The organism is Candidatus Thiodiazotropha sp. LNASS1 (genome assembly GCF_964212655.1).
Classification (GTDB): Bacteria; Pseudomonadota; Gammaproteobacteria; order Chromatiales; family Chromatiaceae; genus Thiodiazotropha.
Genome location: NZ_OZ156465.1, coordinates 3,912,788 through 3,935,425, shown reverse-complemented (window position 1 = coordinate 3,935,425; position 22,638 = coordinate 3,912,788). Strand labels below are relative to the sequence as shown.

The following is a 22,638-nucleotide window of genomic DNA, read 5'->3' as shown; positions in this document are numbered from 1 at the left end:
ACACTAATACCATGGCACTGATTATTCATTCGGCATAATTCGTCCTAGGGTCTGTTAACACTAATCAAGCCTAATCACCCTTTTCGCGATCATTTGCGGTGATTGGCGTTCATTCGCGGCTAAATCATCTTTGTCATCAAATCAGTCAGAACGGGAAAGATAATCGGCGGCCAGCTGCAGGTCTTCCGGGCGAGTGATCTTGATATTGCCCGCATCGCCCTCAACCATCTTAGGCTGAAAACCCGCCAGTTCGACAGCGCTAGCGTCATCGGTCACCAATGCGCCTTTATGGACGGCGCTTTCCAGCGCTTGGTAGAGGATACCGATTCGAAACATCTGTGGTGTCAGGGCATGCCAAAGCCCTTCCCGGGATACTGTTCCCTCAACATTGCCCTCGGCATTGACCGATTTCAGGGTATCATGGACCGGCACCCCGAGCAGACCGCCAACAGGATGGTTGATCAAGGTGTCGATTAAATGATCGAGATCTTTGCGAGAGAGGCAGGGACGAGCCGCATCATGCACCAATACCCAATCCTCAACAGCAGCCTGATACTTCAACGCCCGTAAGGCATTCAGTACTGAGTGGCAGCGCTGCTCTCCACCTTCGACCCTGCAAATTCTCGCATCATCGGCAAACTCGCATTCCTCCCATAGCCCGTCATGGGCAGAAAGCGCCAGGTATATCCCTGCTATTTGGGGGTGGCGCAAGAACCTCTCCAGGGTATGGTCAATGACCCGCCGCCCAGCTATGCTCAGGTACTGCTTCGGTATTTGAGCCCCCATGCGTTGCCCTACGCCCGCCGCCGGCACTACCACCCAACAGCGGACCTTGCTACTCATCCCCTTTCTCTTCGTTGGGAGTTATCACCTGGTAGAAGGTCTCTCCCTCTTTGATCATGCCCAGTTCACTGCGGGCGCGTTCTTCAATGGCGGTCTGTCCACTGCGCAGATCCTCCACTTCCGCCTGCAGGGCACGGTTTCGTTCACGTAACCCGACCAGCTCCTTCTGCAGCTGGCTGATCTCCTGTTTCAGGTTATTGACTTCAGCCAGGCTCCCCTCGCCCACCCACAGGCGGTATTGCAGAAAAAGCAGTAGTCCGACCAGTATGGCAACCACGACTCGCATGGGCTGGGCCTTGTCAATACTGATCAGTCGATAGTGACAGGAAACGCATCCTTACCTGCATAGACCGCATCCTCACCGAGCTGATCCTCGATACGCATCAGTTGATTGTACTTGGCCACGCGATCCGAACGGGAAAGCGAGCCGGTCTTGATTTGTCCGGTGCCTGTCGCCACGACCAGGTCGGCAATAGTCGTATCCTCGGTCTCACCCGAGCGGTGTGACACCACCGCGCTGTAACCTGCGGCTGTCGCCATATCAATTGCTGCCAGGGTTTCGGTCAAGGTGCCAATCTGGTTGACCTTGATAAGAATCGAGTTGGCGATTTTTTCATCGATACCCCGCTGCAGGATCTTGGTATTGGTGACAAACAGATCGTCACCCACCAGCTGTACCCGTCGACCCAGCTTCTCGGTCAACAGTTTCCAGCCTTCCCAGTCGCCCTCATCCATACCGTCCTCTATCGTGATGATCGGGTACTGATCGACCCAGGCGGATAGATAGTCGGCAAACTCGGCCGCGGAAAACTTGCGACCCTCCGATGCCAGGTTGTAGACACCATTTTCATAGAACTCGGAACTGGCCACATCCAGGCCGAGATAGATATCCTTACCGGCGCTGAATCCGGCATTGCCAATGGCCTCCAGGATAACCTCGATCGCTGCTTCATTTGAGGGCAGATTGGGAGCGAAGCCCCCCTCGTCACCTACCGCGGTAGCCAGGCCACGTTTTTTCAATACGCTCTGCAGGGCATGAAAGACCTCTGCGCCATAACGTACCGCTTCACGAATCGAGCCGGCACCCACCGGCAGTATCATAAACTCCTGCAGATCGACACTGTTATCCGCATGGGCGCCGCCATTGATGATATTCATCATCGGCACAGGCAATCTGTAGGGGCCGGACGCCAGTGAGCAATACAGCGGCAGGGCTCGCTCCTGGGCTGCGCCATGTGCTGCCGCCAGGGAAACTCCGAGTAACGCGTTCGCGCCCAGTTTGGATTTATTCTCTGTTCCATCCAGATCGAGCATGCACTGGTCGATGGCTGTCTGATCGGTTACTTCCATTCCCATCAGCGCCTCTTTGATGGCCCCGTTGATATGGGATACCGCCTGCAAAACACCTTTGCCCAAATAGCGCCCCTTGTCGCCATCACGCAGTTCGAGGGCTTCACGGGAGCCGGTAGAGGCGCCCGATGGCACCAACGCACGGCCAATGGCGCCGTCCGCAGTGATCACGTCGGCCTCGATGGTCGGATTTCCCCGTGAATCGAGGACCTCTCGACCACGAACATCAACAATTTCAGACATATTGTCTCCGTATTCTGTGTACTTTCAGTAATTAAATTGGGTGATATCAGTTAATCGGATCGTGTTACGGCAAGGTGTCTGTAACAGCGTCACAGGGAGGTTTCAGCAAAACCCTTCCCCTTTACCAGGTGATCGATCTCCATCAGCGTCTCGAGCAGTTCCCTCATTTTAGGCAGTGGCCATGCATTCGGCCCGTCGCTCAGCGCCTTATCGGGTTGTGGATGGGTTTCCATGAACAGACCAGAGACACCTGCAGCAACCGCTGACCGCGCCAGTACCGGCACAAATTCACGCTGGCCTCCTGAACTGGCACCCTGGCCTCCCGGCAACTGAACCGAATGGGTGGCATCATAGACCACAGGACATCCAGTCTCACGCATCACCGCCAGGGAGCGCATATCCGAAACCAGGTTATTGTAGCCGAAGGAGACACCCCGCTCACATACCATGATCCGGTCGTTACCCGAGGCCGTCGCCTTCTCGACCACATGCGTCATATCCCAGGGCGCGAGGAATTGTCCCTTTTTGATATTCACCGGCAAACCCTGCCGGGCCACATCTCCGATAAAGTTGGTCTGACGACAGAGAAACGCCGGGGTCTGCAGAACATCCACAACAGACGCAACCTCTTGCAATGGGGTATCTTCGTGCACATCGGTCAATACCGGGACACCGATCGACGATTTGACCCGCTGCAGAATCTCCAATCCCCGCTCCAAACCCGGTCCGCGAAAACTCTCGGCAGATGAACGGTTCGCCTTATCGAAGGAGGATTTGTAGATGAACGGGATACCGAGATCCTGGGTCAGCATATTCAGTTCCCCGGCGGTATCCAGCGCCAATTGTTCACTCTCTATGACACAAGGACCTGCAATCAGGAAGAGCGGCCGGTCCAACCCAACCTCAAAGCCACAGAGTTTCATGCCGTGCCATCCCGGTGCTTTCTCGCTGCTTCGATGAATCCGGAAAACAGCGGATGGCCATAGCGCGGTGTGGAGGTGAATTCCGGATGGAATTGGCAGGCCACGAACCACGGATGTTCAGGGATCTCGACTATCTCAACCAGTCGCCCATCGACAGAGCGGCCCGACACCTTCATTCCTGCCGTGACAATATTGTCCAGATAGCTGTTATTGAACTCATAGCGGTGGCGATGCCTCTCGGTAATGACCTCCTGGCCATAGAGATGATGGGTTTTACTGTTGGGCTCAAGTTGACACTGCTGTCCACCCAGGCGCATGGTTCCACCCAGATCAGACTCTTCGTTGCGTGTCTCAACCTTGCCGTCCGCATTCAGCCACTCAGTGATCAGGCCGATAACCGGATGTGGCGTGTCGCGCTTGAACTCGGTGCTGTGCGCTCCCTCCAATCCGGCGACATGACGTGCGAACTCAATCACCGCCACCTGCATACCGAGACAGATTCCCAGATAGGGGATTCTGTTTTCGCGGGCATACTGGACTGCGGTGACTTTGCCCTCAACCCCGCGGTTACCGAAGCCTCCAGGTACCAGGATGGCATCCATTCCCTCCAGACTCTCGGTTCCGCTCCGCTCGATCTGCTCTGAATCCACATAGTGTATGACAACCCGATTTCCGGTATGGACGCCTGCATGTACCAAGGCTTCAGAGAGCGATTTATAAGCCTCTGTAAGATGAACATATTTTCCTACCATGGCGATCTTGACCTCTTCAGCCAGGCTGTCGAGGCCTTCCAGAAACGCCTCCCATTCAGCGAGGTCCGCTGGCGGCAGATCCAGGTTGAATCGCTGGTTGACCAGTTCGTCCATCTCCTGGGCGTGCAACAGCACGGGAATGCGGTAGATCGAGTCAGCATCTACCGCCGAAATGACCGCTTTTTCGGGTACGTTGGTGAAGAGCGCGATCTTTTTGCGCTCGTTTTCAGGCAACGGCTGCTCGGAACGGCATACCAGAATGTCGGGTTGAATACCGATGGAGCGCAGCTCTTTCACCGAATGTTGTGTCGGCTTGGTCTTTATTTCACCAGAGGCCTTGATATAGGGCACCAGCGTCAGGTGCATGAACATCACCCGCTGCGGTCCCAACTCGACCCCCATCTGGCGGATCGCTTCCAGAAAGGGCAGCGACTCGATGTCACCCACCGTTCCGCCGATCTCCACCAGACAGATATCATTGTCGTCGGCACCCAATAACACGCTCTCTTTGATCTGATTGGTGATATGTGGGATTACCTGTACTGTACCGCCCAGATACTCGCCCTTGCGCTCCTTACGAATCACACTGTCATAGATCTGGCCGGTCGTGAAATTATTGTTTCGCCCCATGGTGCTGCGAATGAAGCGCTCATAGTGTCCCAGATCAAGGTCTGTCTCCGCCCCATCATCGGTAACGAAGACCTCACCGTGCTGGAATGGACTCATGGTTCCCGGATCAACATTGATATAGGGATCGAGCTTGATCATCGTGATATCGAGCCCGCGGGCCTCAAGCAGTGCAGCCAGAGATGCGGATGCGATTCCTTTGCCCAGGGAGGAGACAACACCGCCCGTGATGAATATAAATCTAGTCATGAAACTTCTAGTTAACGTGCTGGATAAGGGGAACGGACGGAAGGGAACAGTAACAGATCAGACCGCCTCTCTCAATCGTATAAATGTGGGACTAATGGGATATCTCTCATGCGACTGCTCAAGAATATCATTTAATTCTATCTCCCCAGGGTCTATAATCGATTGGCGATTTCCGCAAATTACAACCACAGAGACCAGTTGGCAGTTACTCGGCGAGACCCAACCACATTAAAACAGGCTCGGGATCAGCCTCTATACACCCACAACACGTAACGACCAACTAATTGTTTTTCAATAGAAAAAGCAGTAATAAAAATCAATCTTTAAAGAGGAAGAAAGCATGATGAAATTTGCTAAGGTCATGAGCGTCGCTGCTCTCGTAGCTGTCTCCACAACCGCATCTGCATGGTGGGGTGGTGGTCCAGGCTGGGGTAACCGTGGCTGGAATAACGATGGCTGGGGCGACGGCTGGGGCGATGGCTCCGGCGATTTCAGCTTTGGCATGAGTGGCAGCGGCCGTGGTTCCGGTTATGGTCGCGGCAACAACTACTACCGTGATTACTATGGCTACGGCCCATACGGCTACGGCGCACCTTACGGCTACGGTGCACCTTACGGCGGCTATGGCGCACCTTACGGCGCACCATACGGCTATCCGCCTGCTGCGCCTGCTGCGCCTGCGGCACCTGCTGCACCCGCTAAGTAAGCGGCCAGCTTATAGCGCATAAAAAAGTCGGCCTAATGGCCGGCTTTTTTTATGCAATATGATCTAAGATAATTAAATGTTTAAAATTACTTGATCCGGATCAAGAACTTCTGGAAAAATAGAAGTGAGAAGAAGCATCTGACAAGAATGCACCCTTAGCTGGAGCGGTTCCTTGACTAGCAGAAAAGTTGTCTCATTTGAAAATATCAAGGTCGCCTGCAAAAACTGCAGTCTTTCGACCCTATGCCTACCAATGGGACTGACCCCAGAAGACATTGAACGTCTCGACTCCATTATCAAGCGTGGACGTCCCTATCACCGAGGCGATCATCTCTACCGTGGTGGCGACAAGTTCCACAGCCTCCGGGTCATCACCAGTGGCTCAGTCAAAACCTATTCACCCAATGAAGATGGTGGTGAACAGGTCTTGGGATTCCACCTCCCCGGGGAACTGATAGGATTGGATGCCATCCAGGACAACAATCATAACTGCTCCGCAATCGCGCTCGAAACCACTGCGGTCTGTGAGATCCCCTTCTCTCAACTGGAATCTTTAAGTTCCATCATGCCCAGCCTGCAACACCAGATGTATCGCCTGCTCAGTCGCGAGATCGGCCAGGAGACGGAGATGCTCACTCTACTGGGCAAAAAGAGCGCCGAGGAACGGCTCGCCACCTTTCTACTCAGCTTTTCCGAACGTTTCAAACAGCGCGGATTCTCAGCCAGTGATTTCTTTCTCAGCATGTCGCGTCACGAAATCGGTAACTACCTGGGGCTCGCGGTAGAGACTGTCAGCCGCTTGTTCACCCGCTTCCAGGACGAGCAGCTGCTGCATGTCGAGAGAAAGCACGTTCAATTGCTGGATATTCCCCGGCTTTACGAAATCGTTCAGGGTACGGACAGGACAAAATCGAGTCAGTCGCGAGTCTAGGGCCTGTAAGCACAATAGGCCCTGCCAGGACTTTATTTTCATCCGGCAAGGAAAATGGGCGAATGATAACGCCGCAGGGCGGAGTAAAAGCTCGAGCGAGCCCTTCGGATTGCGCCTGATGCGCCCATTGGATGAGTGTTTGCAGGCCCTAGTGTTTCTTTAACCAGATACAGGCCTCACCCATGGCTTTCAGTTGCTGCTCATGGGCCGCGAGTTCCTGCTGGTCAGCGTGAACCACCTTCAGTTTTGGCCTGTTCGAAGGCAGACGTTGAATGCTATCGACAGAATTATCACCAAACTCATCGTTGGCTACTCCGTCCAAAATCAGCGAAGCCTGCCCCCCGGTCATCATCAGGTAGACATCAGCCAGAATCTCGGCATCCAGAAGCGCTCCATGCAATTCCCTGTGTGAATTATCGATATCGTATCGCTTACAGAGCGCATCGAGGCTGTTTCTTTGACCCGGGTGCATCTTTTTCGCCATCACCAGGGTGTCAGTAACCGCGCACAAACTATCGATTCGCGCAGCACTCTCCATGAGGTGAAATTCATGGTCGAGAAAACCGACATCGAATGGAGCGTTATGAATGATCAGCTCCGCTCCTCTCACGTAGTCGATGAAATCCTGAGCAACATCCCCGAATTTCGGTTTGTCTTCAAGAAATTCGTTGGTGATGCCATGCACCTCTACGGCAGCGGCATCGATCTCCCGTTCAGGTTGCAGATATTGGTGGAAATTATTACCGGTCAATCGACGATCAACCATCTCCACACAGCCGATTTCGATGATTCTGTGTCCATGCTCCGGTTCCAATCCTGTGGTTTCCGTATCCAGTACGATCTGTCGCATCAGTTCACTAGGGCCTGTTGACACTAATCCGATCGGCTCTGCTGGGACTATTTTTTTGCCCAGCAAGGCAGAATGAGTGATGTGTAGTTATTCTACATGAGCGAATGATAACGCCGCTGGGCGGAAAAATAGCCCCAGCCCTGCGGGTTACGCCTGAAAAAGCGCCACTCGGCGTTGCTCGTTGTTCATTTGGAAACACCAAACTTCTCTCCTCGCGCCTTGATTGGCGCTTTTTCAGACGCAACAGAGCCGACCGGATTAGTGTCGACAGGCCCTAGGACCTGTCGACCAGCCCTAACTCCTCGATACCGCGGTTAGCCAATTCATCCGCCAGTTCATTCTCGGTATGGCCGGAGTGACCTTTGACCCAGGCCCACTCCACCTGATGATTGTTGACCTCTGTATCCAACATTTGCCACAGGTCGGCATTCTTGACCGGTCTTTTCGCTGCCGTTCTCCAGCCATTCCGTTTCCAATTGTAAATCCACTGGGTGATTCCGTTTTTCACGTATTGGGAATCCGTGGTCACTTTCACCCGACTCCTTTTCGTCAGGCTCTGCAGGCCACGGATAACCGCCATCAGTTCCATACGGTTGTTGGTGGTCTCATGTTCGCCACCGAAAAGCTGTTTTTCATGTCGACCGTAGCGTAAGACCACCCCCCAACCACCGGGACCGGGATTCCCACGACAGGCGCCATCGCTATATAGTTCTACAACTTGAGTCATTCAATTTTTCTCATCGTCGGTTCTGCGGCAGTCGGCAAGACCCGCTTTTTCACCCGCCATTTCGACCGTAGCGGAGTCATCGTGATCTCCCGCTTGACCGCGAGTATGACATAGACACCACCAAACAGTGGATAGATCCTTTTACCCAATCGTTCCATAAAGGCCAGTCTCTGCATGATGGGTGAGTTGGAGACCGGGGGACGGAAGTGAAGATAAACCACCTCTTCCAATTCAAAGCCGAGCAATGAGAACCAATCCTGGATCCGCTTTCCGCTGAAGAAGTGACCACACCAGGGGATCGTGGCAGACCTGAGACGCAGCAGACGCCACAATCCCCACTGACTCCAGGGATTGAAACCACAGAGCAATACCTTGCCCTCGGGGATCAATACCCGTTCAACCTCACGCAACACCTGATGGGGATCGGCCGTAAAATCGAGGGTATGGGGCAATACCATCCCATCTACACTGTCACTGGCTAGAGGCAGGTGATGGCTGTCGGCTTGCAGATCGATGCCTGTACAATCATCTCCGCTGCCCATGACCACCCGGTTCCGCGCAGGGCTCATCCTCAGAAAATCCTGATTCCTGCAGGGAAGCCCGAGCTGAACCACATGATAGCCGAACAGCGTGGCAATCCTGGGATCCAGGCATTCCGCCTCCTGCTCGGCCAACAGCTTGCCCAAGTCACTCTCGAACCATGTTTGTAGCTGTTTCTGCCTACAAGATCCCAAATTCAACAGCTTATTTTCTCTCATATATCAAGGTATCGACTTTACCACCGACATAACTGTCAGGTAATCTGTGTAGTTCAGTACGCCTCTTACGAGGTCTCAGGTTATCAGGCGGTATACCCGAGGACAGAACCACGGGATACCACACAATTTGGAGTACCGGCCATGGAAATGATACGCGGCTCTGATACTATTTTCCTCCGATATAGAGTATGTCCACAACAAGCCTTAAAAGATCGATGCCGTTTTTCAAGTCGCCTCTGCGTATCATGAATCTATTCGCCACCTGCCTACTCGCTGCCTGTCAAAGCCTGCCCAATGGGGAGGCGACGACCGCATTGCAGCAGGTCCCCCTCTCCCCGGCCGCTACGCAAGTATTGCAAACCCACCCAAGTGCTGACGAGAGCACCATGACTGCCGATGAGCTGCCGGAAATCGCCGAGGAGCTGCAGGCCGCCGTCACGGAATTGACGCTCGCAGAAAAACCTGCCGATCTATGGAGCCGGATGTTGGATGGTTATCGATTGACCTTTCCCCATAATCACCGCATTGACCGTGAATTGAACTGGTACAAAAAGCATCCAGGTTATATTCAACGCATTCAGGAGCGTTCACAACCCTATCTTCATTTCATATTGCAGGAGATCGAGAAAAGGGACATCCCCAGTGAAATCGCCTTGCTTCCCGCCGTCGAGAGCGCCTATCGGCCGTTTGCCTATTCACCGGGGCGCGCTGCCGGTATGTGGCAGTTTATCCCATCCACCGGTCGTTATTACGGGTTGAAACAGAACTGGTGGTATGACGGTCGGCGGGATATCGTGGCTTCAACCCATGCGGCACTGGACTATCTGCAGTCGCTCAGCCGTCAGTTCAATAATGACTGGGAATTGGCGCTTGCCGCCTATAACTCGGGGGCCGGGACGGTACGTAGTGCGATTCGACACAATCAAAAACGTGGCAAGCCAACCGATTACTGGTCACTGAAATTACCTGATGAGACCAGCGCCTATGTACCCCGCCTGCTGGCATTGGCTGAGATATTCAGGAATCCACAGCGCTACAAAGCTACACTGCTACCCATTGCTGATGAACCCTATTTCACCACTGTCGACATCCAGTCTCAGCTCGATCTCGCCCTGGCGGCGGAGATGGCGGATCTCTCCATTCAGGATCTCTATCTCCTCAACCCAGGCCTGAACCGATGGGCTACCGACCCAGACGGCCCCCACAGACTCAGCCTGCCACTGGACAAGGTTGAGACTTTTCTGCGAAAACTCGAGACGCTCCCCGCCGAAGAGCGATTGACATGGAAACGCTACAAAATCAAGCAGGGGGATGCACTGAGTGTCATCGCCAGTAAACATGGTACGACCACTAAGGTGTTGAGGCAGATAAACAAACTCAAAGGCAGCAAAATCCGTGCTGGAAAGCACCTGTTGATCCCTGTCTCCAGCAAGGGACTCAACCAATACACCTTCAGCGCCGAGCAACGCAAGGCGGCAATCCAAAACAGATCCCGCAATGGCCACAAACAACACTATACAGTCAAACCGGGCGATAGCCTGTGGAAGATAGCCAAGCTCCATTCCGTAAGTCATCGTAAACTCGCAGCCTGGAACGGAATGGCCCCGGGTGATCCCCTCAAGCCGGGGCAAACACTGGTCATCTGGGTAAAAAAGGCCCCCGCTTCAGAACTCTCTCTTCTCAACCTACAGCCATCAGGCACACAGAGCAGGCTGCACTATAGAGTCAGACGCGGTGACTCACTCTCCCGTATCGCTCAGCGCTTCAAGGTTTCCGTAGCCGATCTCAAGCGATGGAACACGCTTGGAAGCAAATATCTTCAACCTGGTCAACGACTTAAACTCTATGTGGATGTCACTGAACAGACCCTCTGAGGCAACAGGGTTGTGCAGCCGGAACGAAAGCGCCAGATATGTTTCACACTTGATCTGCATCAATAAAAGCGCCTAATTTTTTGACAGCAGACCAGCGCCTGTCAGAGTATCGGTAAGCTAAGCAGTATTTACGAGATGTTTCCTATGAGTGAAGAGTGCCATTTAAGAGATGGGGTCGAGTTAAACCTTGTCGATGTGGAAAAGATCGCACTTGGGCTGAAATCACTGGCAACCTATTCCATGCTTGCCTATGAACATGATGACGATCCGGAAGAGCTGGATGAGATCGTGCAGGAAGGGCTGGATGCTATTGATCGCCTGTTTACCTGCTGATTCGGCCTCAACCTTTTAACCGTTTTCATCCACCCCCTGATCAAGGCCGTTGCACGCATAAAGCGGCCCAGCTGCAAGTAGTGTTCGATATCGAGACTCCCATCTTCGCGTCGCTTTGGTTCCGCCTTAAACTCCCGATTCATATCAACTGCCTCATCTGTTGACGCGACTGCTGGGTAAGTCCCGCATACCCCCAAGCATCCGCGGCCACTTCATGAATGACCACATAGCTCGCCTCGGCGAGTGGACCCACTCGGTCATTCAGCATTTGATGGACCGCATCGATCATGCCGGCCTTCTCTTCAGCCGTATTTGTACCGGCGGTAATGGTGATATCCACCTGGGCGGCGCGCAGATGGTCGTTGAGCGCTTCCCCTCCAATCGCCCAATTTGCGGATGGCAGCGACTGCACCATAACCGCGGTTACAGATCGGCGCTTACCCATGATCTCCTCAATCAGACGAGTCGTCATTCGCTGCAAATCCTGTTGTTGCAACAGGGGCAGCTGCCTACCTGAAAGTGCGATTACGATAACTGGCATTGGTTACTCCGAAATCTGTAGTGGCGACATGATCAGACTAGCAACAGTGAAAACATTAATATAATGACTATTATTTAACTAATACATTTGCAATACTTATGAATTATGGCGCAGAATCTTGATATCGACCTGTTGCGAAGCCTGGTTGCCATTGCTGATCATGGCGGCTTTTCTCAAGCTGCGAAGCGTTTACATCGCACACAGTCAGCAATCAGTCTGCAGATGAAACGCCTTGAAGAATCGAGTGGCACTGCATTGTTTCTGAAGTCCGGCCGCCGACGTATTCTGACCGAGTCGGGCGAACTGCTGCTTAACTATGCACGACGTATCCTGGATTTAAATGATGAGGCTGCGTCCGTACTGCGGCCAGACCCGTTGCAAGGGCACCTGCGCTTGGGAGTCGCACAGGATTTCGCCGACCGAGGCCTGGCGGCCATCCTGGCGCAATTCACCCGCAGCCATCCGGCGGTACGCCTCGATGTTCAGATAGATACCAGTTCACGTCTGGTGTCGGCGATCCATGCTGAGCAACTCGATATGGCTGTTGCATTTCAAAGTCCCGGCGATGAGGGCGAATGTCTGGGACTCATTCCAATTCAGTGGATCGTACCAAAACCTTTCCTATGGCAGCCCTCTCAAGTCCTGCCCCTGGTAATGTTTGCGCCCCCCTGTCTGTTCCGCTCCAGGGTGATCGGCGCACTGGATCAGGCCGGTATCCCCTGGCGGGTTGCCTATACCAGCCCCAGCCTGCCTGGTATTCTCGCCGCAGTCGAGGCAGGCCTGGGAGTCACGGCAAGACTTGCCGCAAAGGGTTCTGAGAAATCACCACTGCCGGCACTCAAACCGGTGGAGCTGGCCCTCTACCGAAATTCGTTCCGCAGCAGTGATGCGCTCAATGCACTCGATATCATTATCCGTGAATATTTGAAGACTGAGGATATAGTGGTTTAGGCAATCCTTGTTACCTTTCATGCTCAGCCATGGAAAAGCGTAGGCCTGTTAACCATGAACACTTCAGAAAGGTTTTTAGTTTTCTGATTACCCACCATTCTCAGCTATGTGCTTTAACCTACCTCACCCTTACTGAGGTGTCTGTGTAAGCAAGCCGCAAATACTCGCAAAACAGTTCTAAGTCCGCAAATGAAAGCGAATAAGTAAATCTACTTTAAAACTCTCCACTGGGATGGATTGTATAGAACCTATCCTTCAGCTTGTGTGACTCGGCACGAGTGAGGAGTGTCTCACCGTCACTCTTGGTTTAAACTGCTGAAAAAGGTGCTTATTTGCGAATATTTGCGGACTTTTCATAAGATGCGTCTATTTGCGGCTTGCTAGGGCCATCGGCATGACCAGCTGCTCCCAAATACAATTCAGCCTGACGTGAAGGCTCCCTCCATCACCCTTGATCGAAAGATGAAACGATGGGTGGTCACAAAATCACCCAGGCTGCCAAGCCAATCCAGAGCAAGCCTTTGGCAAGGAAGAACAGAAAGCTGGCAGCGGTCAAATGTTGCAGCCAATTCGGGAGTGTTGCAAATCGTTTACGAATCGTCCGCGTTATTTGATCGGTTATCATCTCATCTCTCCGGGGCCACCTGATGTGTTGCTCCCCATTCAATAGGCGAAACACATCGCCGGTATGGTTGCACCCATCCTGCTCGATACCCATGATCGTTTCGGCCGGAATTCCAGTCGATGGCTATTTGCGTCACGAGAGAATGCGGTTCTGCCACGAAAGATCACTCAGCGATCCTCGTTGCGGTGTGGTTACTATTCTATGACTTCCTCAGCCTTGCCAAGTTTAATCAGTGGTTAGGATTCTTATAGAACAAATTCGAGATAAATACAGGGTTAGTTGTTTGCCTCATATAATGTTGTATTTCAATTTACCTGCTCGGTGTCCCCAGCTTATTTCAGCAATCTCAGTTTCATGGATCCATTACCGAATGTCGGATTGACCTCCAACTATATGTCTATGGCATTTCACTCAATTACGCGTCTTCTGACACACTAAAAAAGTAAGTAAAAAAACATACATCATTGTTTTTATGAAATTTATTTTTACGGCACACTTCTTGATTGTGAGTATTGACCAAAAATACCCTGAGGATGAAGAGATGCTAAAAATAGTGCGGCTGAAGCTTACAGTCCTGGTTGTTACCTTAATTCTAATCAATCCACTCAACGCAGCACCAAGAGTGGTTGTCTCACTGCCTGAATTACATTCCCTTGTGGCCGCTTTAATGCAGGGAGCAGCTGAACCAATATTGCTGTTTCAAAGCGAGTCAGATATGGCGGGAGATTTGGATCCCTTTCAAACGAGCGGGCTGCTGAGCGCCGACCTGGTAATTTGGGTGGGATCAGGCCTGGAAAAATCCGTCGGGCATGCCCTGGATAAATTTCCGCCAATAGCCGATCACTTTATGACGCTCTCGAATACACTCCCCCTACTGTTGAAAAGGGACTATGAGGAGATCGGCGACCAGCGACAAATCTCCCGCGATCTCCATTTCTGGAGTGATCCACGTATCGCCATTATGGCAGTCAAACAGATCACGCCGTTACTGGTGCGGATCGATCCAGACAATACAGAGCGTTACCTGGATAATGAAATCGCACTGCTGAAAAGGATTAAAAAAGTAGAGCAAGACATTTCTAAACAGTTGGCGCCCATTGGAGCTGTATCCTCGAAGATCGCGGATACATTTGATCCCTATTTCATTAACCGCTTCATTCGCGATATAAAGCAAGCCGGCAGCTCAAATGAAGGCCTGCAGAAAGTATCCAACCGCTCCTTCAAGACTTGCAGACAGAGCGAGATTGCGCCACCGCCCCCTGGCCCGGATCTCTATTTTCAAACGCTGCTCAACCGCGCCAAACATCTAGACCAGTGTGTCAATTCACATCACAGGATCAAAACCAGGGTTGAAGTACTTAACAATCAGTACCAAAGAAGCTGATGAGGCGGGACCACACACCCGTCGATTACACATCATGCAGAGCCATGGAATGGGGGCAGGTAAATCACAAAAGCGGCTGAAAAGTTTCGACTGTTGAGGTGTTGGTGGTTGGGTTCGTTTTGCTCACGCCGGTTTAATTTTTCATTTCCCAGGGCCTGCGTGAACAGTCAGCCGGGAAATGCCACTACATGATCCACGGCAAGACGCACGCCTATCCTTTCACCGACCGCATGATCGTGATGACTCTGCACCAGACAGAGCAACTCGGTGCCGTCATCCAGGGAGAGCGTATAGAGATACTCGGCGCCTTGAAAAACCTTACCAACGATCTTCAGCTTAAAGTCACTCTCGTCATCATGAATGATATCGTCGGGACGCAGCAACAGCTCAACTGAATCCCCTGCCTGGTGTTGCCGCTTGAAATCGGCGGACATGGTGCCGAGTGCCGATTCGATACGACCACCCGCCAATACCCGACCCGGGATCATAGCGCCCTGTCCGACAAACTCCGCCACGAATCGATCCGCCGGCTTGTGGTAGATGTGGTAGCCGCTGTCCCATTGACGTAAACGCCCGCTACCCAATACACCGATGATGTCAGCCAACGCGAATGCTTCCAATTGATCGTGGGTCACGAGGATCGCTGTCACACCCTCTCTTTTCAATATCGCCCGAACCTCTCCCGCTAACTGTTCCCTCAGCTCCACATCGAGACCGGAAAAGGGTTCGTCGAGCAGCAGTATCTCCGGTCTTGGCGCCATGGCCCGGATCAATGCAATCCGCTGTTGTTGCCCACCGGAAAGCTGATGGGGATATTTATCCTCCAGGCCGCTGAGACCGACCAACACCAACAACTCGCCAACTCGTTGTCGTTGTCGTTGTCGTTGTGACTTACCACTGATCCCACGCAGTCCAAAGGCGACATTCTCCCCAACGGTAAGGTGGGGATAGAGGGCGAAGTCCTGAAACACCATACCAACCCGGCGCTTCTCGGGGGCAAGTGTGTGCCCCGGACGTGAGACCTGACGCCCATGCAGCAGAATCTCTCCCTGGACCAAGGGTTCGAATCCCGCAATGGCACGCAGCAGGCTGGTTTTGCCACAGCCGCTCGGCCCCAGCAGACAACCTATAACACCGCTCTCCAGTTCAAAGCTGACATCGTCCACCACGACCTGGCGGCCATATTGTACACTGGCGTGTCTGACTTCAAGCTGATTTGGCATGGCGAGACCGGGTTATGGTACGACTCAACAGTATCACCGGGAGAATACCCACGACAACAATCGTCAACGCTGCATATGAGGCATCCGCCAAGCGTTCGTCAGAGGCCAATTCATAGGCCCTGACAGCCAGGGTATTATAATTGAAGGGGCGCAATATCAGAGTAGCGGGCAGCTCTTTCAAAACATCCACAAACACCAGCAACAGGGCTGTCAGCAGACTCCCTTTCAACATCGGTATATGCACCCTGCGCACAATCTCCCCGGAACCGGTACCCAGCGAACGAGCCACTTCGTCCATGGTCGGCCGGATCTTGCCCAATCCCGCTTCAACCGTTTGCAGGGATACCGCCAGAAAGCGTACCAGGTAAGCGAACACCAAGGCGATCAAGGTACCGCTCAGCAGCAGCCCGGTTGACCAGCCGAACTGTTCTCTAGCCCAGCTATCGAGCACATTGTCAAAGGCGGCAAATGGTATCATGACACCGATGGCGATAACCGTACCCGGAATGGCATAGCCCATCCCCGCCAGCCTCACCGCAAACAGGGTCGACCAGCTCTTCTGTTGCCGTTTCCCGTAACCCAGCAACAGCGCCAACATCAGTGCCAGCAGCGAAGCGGTACCCGCCAACACGATTGTATGGGTGATCAGATTCAAAAAACGGCTATCGAGATTCTCCTCTGCGGTGGTCAATGCCCACCACAATAGCTGGCCTGCGGGCAGGATGAACCCGAACAACAACGCCCCTGAACAGATCAGGAAGGCCATCACCGATTGCCTGGCATTCAACTCGAAGCGGGTCAATGCCTGATGGCGTTGACTGGTATGGTGATAGCGCGCCTGTTTGCGGGAAATTTTTTCCAGAATGATCAAAGCGAAAACCACCAGCAACAACATGGCTGAGAGTTGTGCCGCTGCGGCCGCATTGTTTAAGCCATACCAGGTACGGAATATTCCAGTGGTGAAGGTCGAGACGCCAAAATACTGCACCGTACCGTAGTCGGCCAGGGTCTCCATCAGGGCCAGTGAGAGACCCGCCACGATTGCGGGTCTGGCCAAGGGTAGAGCGACCGTAAAGAAAGTCCGCCAGGGACCATTGCCCAGGGTACGGCTGACATCCAGCACACAGATCGATTGCCCCAGAAAGGCGGCTCTCGATAACAGATAGACATAAGGATAGAGCACCAGTGCGAGCATCAATGCCGCACCTTCGATGGAACGGATCTCAGGAAACCAGTAGTCGCCGTAACCCCAGCCGGTCCACTCCCGGATCATAGTCTGCACAGGTCCGGCAAAATCGAACAGACCGGTATAGGTATAGGCAATGATGTAGGCGGGTATCGCCATCGGCAGCAGCAATGCCCATTCGAACACCGATCTCCCTGGAAACTGGCACATACTGGTGAGCCAGGCCGTACTGACACCCAACAACAACACACCGATAGCCACACCAACCATCAACAGCAGGGAGTTGATGACATAGTCCTGTAAAACCGTATCAGCCAGATGGCGCCAGACCTCACCGGCAGGTTCAAAAAGATAGCTGAGTACAACGATCACAGGCACCGCCAGCAAAAGTGCTAACGAGAGTACCGCCACACTCCACCCATTCAGCCTGATGGAGAGGTGGGGCCAGGAAAATCGGTTGGCCGTGGATCGCACCTCAGATCACTTCCATCCCGCCCGATCCATCATTCGCAGTGCATCCGGATTGAGTAGACCCAGCTGAGCCAGGTTGAGCCGGTCCATCTTGAAATCGCCCCATTCTTTGAGGAGTTCGCTCGGTTCCACATCTGTTCGAACCGGATATTCCCCATTCGCCTCAGCATACCAGGCCTGAGAGTCACGATTGACAAGGAATTCCAACAGCCTGATTGCATTTTTCCTGTTTTTTGCCGCTTTGGTCAGGGCCGCTCCACTCACATTCACATGCGCACCCCGACCCTGCTGATTCGGCCAGAAGACTGCCAGTTTCGCCGCGGCATCGCGTTGCGCCTTGTCTTTGGAGGTCAGCATGCCGGCAAGGTAGTAGGTATTCGCAATGGCGATATCACACAAGCCGGCCGCAGCAGCCTTGATTTGATCCCGGTCCCCTCCCTTGGGTGGACGCGCGAACTGTTTGACGAAGGCTTTGGCCCAGGTCTCCGTCGCTTCCGCACCATTGGCGGCGATCATCGAAGCCACCAGGGATTGATTGTAGATATTGCCGGACGAGCGGATACAGATTCTGTTATCCCAGTCAGGATCTATCAGTGCTTCATAAGTCGATAATCTCGACGGATCCACCTTTCCTTTGACATACAGGATGGGCCGAGCCCGCAATGAGAGGCCGTACCAGTGGCTATCCGGATCGCGAAAACTCTCCGGCACCAAGGCCCGAAGGACCTCGGATTCCACCGCCTGGGTGACCCCCGCCGCTTTAGCCCGATGCAGTCGACCTGCATCGGTAGTGATCAGCATGTCGGCCGGTGTGTTGCGTCCCTCACTCTGCAGCCTCTGCAGCAGGGCATCGGCCTTCCCGGTGACCAGATTGACCTTGATACCGGTCTCTTCGTTGAATCGATCGAGCAGCGGTTTGATCAGTTTCTCTTTTCTGGCCGAGTAGAGATTGACCACCTCCTCCGCCAGGGTCAGGGACGGCGCTATGAAAGTTAGCAGCAGACCCAGCATAATGGGTTTTGAAACATGTAACACAATTACCTCCAATAAGATACTCATATAACATAATAGTGCAGGATTAAAAGAATGATAACGATTCTTATTTAGATTCGCAACAGTCTATTGGAAGGGCAGCGGGCACCGACACTGCCAGAGTCGGACCATGATCTGCCACTCCATCTGATCAGATAGAAGGTTAATGAATGAAAGAGCGAGAGAAACGAAACGGCATAACCCTGGTGCTCACCGGCGAGGGCAAGGGCAAGTCATCCAGCGCCTTCGGCACCGTCTTCAGGGCGGCCGGCTGGGATATGCAGGTGTTGGTAATCCAGTTCATCAAGGGAAAGTGGAAGACAGGGGAGCAGAAGGCGGCCGGCCGTTTCGAGAATATCGAGTGGCATGCCCTGGGAGACGGATTCACCTGGGATACCAAAAATCCCGAGCAGGACCGCCGCACCAGCCGGGAGATCTGGCAACTCTGCCAGGAGAAGATCCGCACCCGGCACTACGATCTGGTGGTGCTGGATGAGATCAACTACGTCTGCCAATACGGCTGGATCAGCGGGCAGGAGATTGCAGCCTTCATCCAACAGGAGAAGCCGCCCTGGATGCACCTGATCCTGACCGGACGAGGCGCATCCAAAGAGGTCATAGACATCGCAGATACGGTAACAGAGATGAGATTGGTCAAACACGCCTTTGAGCAGGGCATTCATGCTGAACAGGGGATTGAGTTCTAGCACCCGTCATCACCAATCCTATAGATTCCGCCGGTACTATTTACCGTCCAGCAACCTACCGATACCGCCGAGTACGGAACCCTCTCCCTGATCACCGCCGCCCGATGAAGGCGCGTTCGCCAGGATCCGGTCGGCCATGCGCGAGAATGGGAGACTCTGCAACCAGACGGTACCCTGCCCTTTCAGGGTCGCCAGGAACATACCCTCGCCACCGAACACCATGGACTTGAGGTTGCCCGCGCGCTGGATGTCATAATCGATGCCTCCGGTGAATCCGACCAGACAACCGGTATCCACCCGCAAAGTCTCCCCGGAAAGGCGTTTTTCAATGACCGTACCACCGGCCTGGATGAAGGCCATGCCATCCCCCTCCAGGGCCTGCAGGATAAAGCCCTCACCACCGAACAGCCCTACGCCAAGGCGGCGATTGAATGCGATATCGACCTTGGTGCCGAGGGCCGCACAGAGAAAGGCGTCTTTCTGACAGGTCACCTTTTCACCCAGCTGCTGCATATTCAGGGGCACGATATTGCCTGGATAGGGGGCGGCAAATGAGACCCTTTTTTTACCGTTACCCCGATTCGTGAAATGAGTGGTAAAGATCGACTCGCCGGTAAAGACCCGCTTGCCCGCGGAAAAGAGCTTACCCATCAAACCCTCATCCGCATTGGAACCGTCACCCATCTTGGTCTCGAAATCGATCCCCTCCTCCATATAGGTCATGGCACCCGCTTCGGCGATCACCGTCTCGCCGGGATCCAGTTCCACTTCCACCAGCTGCATTTCGGATCCGAGGATCTCATAGTCCACTTCATGACAACGCATCGATCTCACTCCTTTTCGGGCTCAAAATAGATTGATTGACAGCGAAACATTTCACCAATGTACAAAATAATATCAAGTAATTTTTCTAATTTAAGCTTGGCAAATTCTCCGCGCTTGATTGCCATCGTGCCGGTAACCATTGATACTATTGTAGTTTTGATTTGGAGCGTGCCAATTGCCAAGTTGACCTATGTAACAATGGGCATGTATGCTGCCCGCAGGTTCTCCAGCAAGGGAAAGCGATTTATGTCCTTGGTCAGTTGGTTAACTACACCTAGCTCCACCGACCACCCGTGTATTGTCTGCGGCAACAAACAAGGCAATAAGATTATCCTCAACGCGCTGCATTGGCATCCCGAACATGGCCAGCTCGAAGTTGCACGGTGTGGTGGTTGTGGAAGCGCTTTCACAATAAACGCAAGGAAGTTGATCACCCCATATCCATCGGCCGAGATGGATCTTCAAGATCCAAATTTTATCTATCTGATCTATCTCTACCTGGAGTTAAACGCAGGTTTGGGATGGAAAATCCCACTTCTTGAACGCCTTCCCTACCATCGCTACAAGTCCATGTTGGAGATCGGTTGCAATGTCGGTGTCGCCCTCGATTATTGCCGTACAGTATGGCAGATAGATGCCCTCGGACTCGAGCCTTCAGCCTACGGCATCAAAGGGGCAGAATTGTTGGATATTCCTATCATCAATGCGTATACCCATGAAGCTGAGGAGTTGCGCAACAGAAGATTCAGTTTCATCTATGCCACCGAAGTCCTCGAACACGTTAGCGATCCACTTGCATTCTTAAAGGAGATACGTTCATACCTTGAGCCTGACGGAGTCCTGCTCATTACAACCCCCTGCTCATCATCAATTCACAAACTAACTACCCCAGGTGAGTTGTATGCAATATTGTCGCCTGGTGCCCACTACTTCGTACTCTCACAGAAACAGCTTCGGCAACTTTCCAAACAAGCTGGTTTTCTACATTCTGCCATCGAGTTGAACGGTAACACTATTATCGCATACCTATCCGACCGGCCCATTACACTCGAATCCACATCCTCAACTGAGATGCGGATGACTGCATATTACGATGCGAAAATCACAACTGAAGCAAAACTTGACGACCGAGTCTATCTCGGCCAGCTGATTAACTACTACATATCTGCCGTCAAATCCAATACTCCATTTGATGAGCATGGCGTTTCTCGGAAGATCGACAAAATATTTTACCGCCTATTCAACCTCTCTTTTGAAGCCCCCCTGGAACTGGCAGAGCGGGTAAACCAACAAACATCCCTATTTGATTTTGGTATGACAGTCCCCTATTCACTGGCAATCTATCTCTATCATCGAGCCGAGTATCTTCGAGGCATTGATGCATCAACGGGGCACTACTACGAACTGGCTGCGCTAGTTGCTGCCAAAAGCCTACAAGTCGATTTCAAAAGTCAGTTTCTCAACCACTACTTCCTTAAGCAGGCTCAACGGCAAATCCAATCCATGCCAGCCAGGTCACGCAATTCAAGCCAGACCTCCGTACAACTGCGCGAGATCACTGATACAATAACTGCCACTATACCTGAGCTTAAGAACCCGTCACTCAATACTCTCTCTAAAATCAGGCGTAGATTTAAATCGCTTCTCAACCGATGGCAGCAATAGAGACTGAGTAAGAATTAATAGATCACCGCTAACTTAGGCGGTATTCTCACAAGTCCATGAAAGCACAAAACAATAAGAGGTTCCCAGATATTGATACCGTATTAATATGTAAAAACTGGTGACATTTTGTTCTTGTAAATCGGTTGACGGCTGAAATTCTAATCATTGGGGCATAGAATCTAAGCCACCTCATCACCATCGCCAAATTCTGCCGGAGGGCCACAAACAATGACAACACTGATCGTGCTACTGGTAATCATTCTGGGCCTCATCGGATTCGGTGTTGGCCTCTACAATAAGCTAATCACCGGACGTAACCGCTATCAAAACGCCTTCGCTCAGATCGATGTGCAGCTGACAAGACGCCATGACCTGATTCCAAACCTGGTGGAGACGGCGAAGGGTTATATGAAGCACGAGAAAGAGACCCTGGAGGCGGTGATCGAGGCGCGTAACCGGGCGGTGAGCGGTTTGCAGCAAGCGGCCAAGGACCCCTCCGATCCCGATGCAATGAAACAACTTGCAGAGGCGGAAAGGGGACTGAGCGGCGCCCTGGGACGGCTCTTCGCTTTGGCGGAGGCCTATCCCGATTTAAAGGCCAATGAAAACATGATGCAACTCTCTGAAGAACTGGTGAGCACAGAAAACAAGGTCGCATTTGCCCGCCAGGCTTACAATGACGCTGTGATGCAATACAACATCGACCGGGAGTCCTTTCCCAGCAACCTGATCTCAGGTTGGTTCCGATTCCAGGCCGCAACCCTATTGGAAATAGAGGATGAAGCCAAACGTGAGGTACCGAAGGTCTCATTTAATTAATATTTCGTCTTTCATTGAGGCGATCTGTTACTAGGCCCTAGAT

At 52.7% G+C, this 22,638-nt stretch carries 23 protein-coding genes; 9 read left to right on the top strand and 14 right to left on the bottom strand.

The features are described 5' to 3' along the window. Positions 1-141 precede the first annotated feature (141 nt). The 5 genes from ispD to AB8516_RS17505 all read right to left on the bottom strand — a co-directional run bounded on the left by ispD (position 142) and on the right by AB8516_RS17505 (position 4,987). The gene (gene ispD, locus AB8516_RS17525) at positions 142-843 is read right to left on the bottom strand and encodes a 2-C-methyl-D-erythritol 4-phosphate cytidylyltransferase (RefSeq protein WP_369162507.1); all 702 of its coding nucleotides are present in this window, start codon (positions 841-843) and stop codon (positions 142-144) included. Further along, on the bottom strand, positions 836-1,129 hold the full coding sequence (ftsB, locus tag AB8516_RS17520; RefSeq protein WP_369162506.1) for a cell division protein FtsB: 294 nt from the start codon (positions 1,127-1,129) through the stop codon (positions 836-838). Before ftsB ends, ispD begins: the two co-directional genes overlap by 8 nt. A gap of 23 nt (positions 1,130-1,152) precedes the next feature. Continuing rightward, positions 1,153-2,436 (bottom strand): phosphopyruvate hydratase, encoded by a 1,284-nt coding sequence (eno, locus tag AB8516_RS17515; protein ID WP_369162505.1) that lies wholly within the window; start codon positions 2,434-2,436, stop codon positions 1,153-1,155. Positions 2,437-2,525: 89 nt separating this feature from the next. Then, positions 2,526-3,359 carry a 3-deoxy-8-phosphooctulonate synthase gene (gene kdsA, locus AB8516_RS17510; protein WP_369162504.1) on the bottom strand — a complete coding sequence of 278 codons (834 nt, stop codon included), beginning with the start codon at positions 3,357-3,359 and terminating at the stop codon, positions 2,526-2,528. Then, positions 3,356-4,987, bottom strand: coding sequence for a CTP synthase (locus AB8516_RS17505; RefSeq protein ID WP_369162503.1), 1,632 nt, complete (start codon positions 4,985-4,987; stop codon positions 3,356-3,358). The genes kdsA and AB8516_RS17505 overlap by 4 nt, the downstream gene beginning before the upstream one ends. A gap of 340 nt (positions 4,988-5,327) precedes the next feature. On the opposite strand from AB8516_RS17505, the gene AB8516_RS17500 reads away from it, so the two are divergent. Next, positions 5,328-5,693, top strand: coding sequence for a sulfur globule family protein (locus AB8516_RS17500; protein WP_069125341.1), 366 nt, complete (start codon positions 5,328-5,330; stop codon positions 5,691-5,693). A 172-nt stretch (positions 5,694-5,865) separates the two neighbouring features. Then, positions 5,866-6,624, top strand: coding sequence for a fumarate/nitrate reduction transcriptional regulator Fnr (gene fnr / locus AB8516_RS17495; protein WP_069125344.1), 759 nt, complete (start codon positions 5,866-5,868; stop codon positions 6,622-6,624). A gap of 148 nt (positions 6,625-6,772) precedes the next feature. Here fnr and dnaQ read toward each other — a convergent pair whose 3' ends face one another. From dnaQ to AB8516_RS17480, 3 genes are all read right to left on the bottom strand, one after another. Beyond that, on the bottom strand, positions 6,773-7,474 hold the full coding sequence (gene dnaQ / locus AB8516_RS17490; protein WP_108290526.1) for a DNA polymerase III subunit epsilon: 702 nt from the start codon (positions 7,472-7,474) through the stop codon (positions 6,773-6,775). Positions 7,475-7,748: 274 nt separating this feature from the next. Further along, on the bottom strand, positions 7,749-8,201 hold the full coding sequence (gene rnhA / locus AB8516_RS17485; protein WP_369162502.1) for a ribonuclease HI: 453 nt from the start codon (positions 8,199-8,201) through the stop codon (positions 7,749-7,751). Beyond that, entirely contained in the window at positions 8,198-8,959 is a 762-nt protein-coding gene (locus AB8516_RS17480; protein ID WP_369162501.1) for a methyltransferase domain-containing protein, read from the bottom strand. Before AB8516_RS17480 ends, rnhA begins: the two co-directional genes overlap by 4 nt. Before the next feature lie 188 nt (positions 8,960-9,147). Between AB8516_RS17480 and AB8516_RS17475 the strand changes: the two genes are divergently transcribed. Then, complete coding sequence (locus AB8516_RS17475) at positions 9,148-10,833, top strand: LysM peptidoglycan-binding domain-containing protein (protein ID WP_369162500.1); 1,686 nt, start codon at positions 9,148-9,150, stop codon at positions 10,831-10,833. 144 nt (positions 10,834-10,977) lie between these two features. Continuing rightward, positions 10,978-11,166: a ribonuclease H gene (locus AB8516_RS17470; protein WP_108290532.1), complete on the top strand. Its 189-nt coding sequence runs from the start codon at positions 10,978-10,980 to the stop codon at positions 11,164-11,166. Positions 11,167-11,305: 139 nt separating this feature from the next. On the opposite strand, the gene AB8516_RS17465 is transcribed toward AB8516_RS17470, so the two are convergent. Continuing rightward, entirely contained in the window at positions 11,306-11,707 is a 402-nt protein-coding gene (locus AB8516_RS17465; protein WP_108290534.1) for a tautomerase family protein, read from the bottom strand. Between the two features lie 105 nt (positions 11,708-11,812). Here AB8516_RS17465 and AB8516_RS17460 point away from each other — a divergent pair, with 105 nt between their 5' ends. Further along, positions 11,813-12,658 (top strand): LysR substrate-binding domain-containing protein, encoded by an 846-nt coding sequence (locus AB8516_RS17460; protein ID WP_369162499.1) that lies wholly within the window; start codon positions 11,813-11,815, stop codon positions 12,656-12,658. Between the two features lie 478 nt (positions 12,659-13,136). On the opposite strand, the gene AB8516_RS17455 is transcribed toward AB8516_RS17460, so the two are convergent. After that, positions 13,137-13,376, bottom strand: a complete 240-nt coding sequence (locus AB8516_RS17455) for a hypothetical protein (protein WP_369162498.1) — start codon at positions 13,374-13,376, stop codon at positions 13,137-13,139. 448 nt (positions 13,377-13,824) lie between these two features. Here AB8516_RS17455 and AB8516_RS17450 point away from each other — a divergent pair, with 448 nt between their 5' ends. After that, complete coding sequence (locus tag AB8516_RS17450) at positions 13,825-14,667, top strand: metal ABC transporter solute-binding protein, Zn/Mn family (protein WP_369162497.1); 843 nt, start codon at positions 13,825-13,827, stop codon at positions 14,665-14,667. A 167-nt stretch (positions 14,668-14,834) separates the two neighbouring features. On the opposite strand, the gene AB8516_RS17445 is transcribed toward AB8516_RS17450, so the two are convergent. Genes AB8516_RS17445 through AB8516_RS17435 form a run of 3 tightly spaced genes read right to left on the bottom strand, consistent with a single transcriptional unit; the run spans position 14,835 to position 18,558 of the window. After that, positions 14,835-15,890, bottom strand: coding sequence for an ABC transporter ATP-binding protein (locus AB8516_RS17445; RefSeq protein ID WP_369162496.1), 1,056 nt, complete (start codon positions 15,888-15,890; stop codon positions 14,835-14,837). Next, positions 15,874-17,550, bottom strand: coding sequence for an ABC transporter permease (locus AB8516_RS17440; RefSeq protein ID WP_369162495.1), 1,677 nt, complete (start codon positions 17,548-17,550; stop codon positions 15,874-15,876). Before AB8516_RS17440 ends, AB8516_RS17445 begins: the two co-directional genes overlap by 17 nt. A gap of 6 nt (positions 17,551-17,556) precedes the next feature. Then, positions 17,557-18,558, bottom strand: coding sequence for a Fe(3+) ABC transporter substrate-binding protein (locus AB8516_RS17435; protein WP_369163323.1), 1,002 nt, complete (start codon positions 18,556-18,558; stop codon positions 17,557-17,559). A 191-nt stretch (positions 18,559-18,749) separates the two neighbouring features. On the opposite strand from AB8516_RS17435, the gene cobO reads away from it, so the two are divergent. Then, complete coding sequence (gene cobO / locus AB8516_RS17430; RefSeq protein ID WP_369162494.1) at positions 18,750-19,286, top strand: cob(I)yrinic acid a,c-diamide adenosyltransferase; 537 nt, start codon at positions 18,750-18,752, stop codon at positions 19,284-19,286. Between the two features lie 36 nt (positions 19,287-19,322). Here the strand turns inward: cobO and AB8516_RS17425 are convergent, their stop codons facing one another. Next, positions 19,323-20,111, bottom strand: a complete 789-nt coding sequence (locus tag AB8516_RS17425; RefSeq protein ID WP_069125373.1) for a TIGR00266 family protein — start codon at positions 20,109-20,111, stop codon at positions 19,323-19,325. Positions 20,112-20,168: 57 nt separating this feature from the next. On the opposite strand from AB8516_RS17425, the gene AB8516_RS17420 reads away from it, so the two are divergent. Both AB8516_RS17420 and AB8516_RS17415 read left to right on the top strand, forming a co-directional pair. Continuing rightward, on the top strand, positions 20,169-21,776 hold the full coding sequence (locus tag AB8516_RS17420) for a class I SAM-dependent methyltransferase (protein ID WP_369162493.1): 1,608 nt from the start codon (positions 20,169-20,171) through the stop codon (positions 21,774-21,776). Between the two features lie 228 nt (positions 21,777-22,004). Beyond that, positions 22,005-22,595, top strand: coding sequence for a LemA family protein (locus AB8516_RS17415; protein ID WP_369162492.1), 591 nt, complete (start codon positions 22,005-22,007; stop codon positions 22,593-22,595). Positions 22,596-22,638 lie beyond the last annotated feature (43 nt).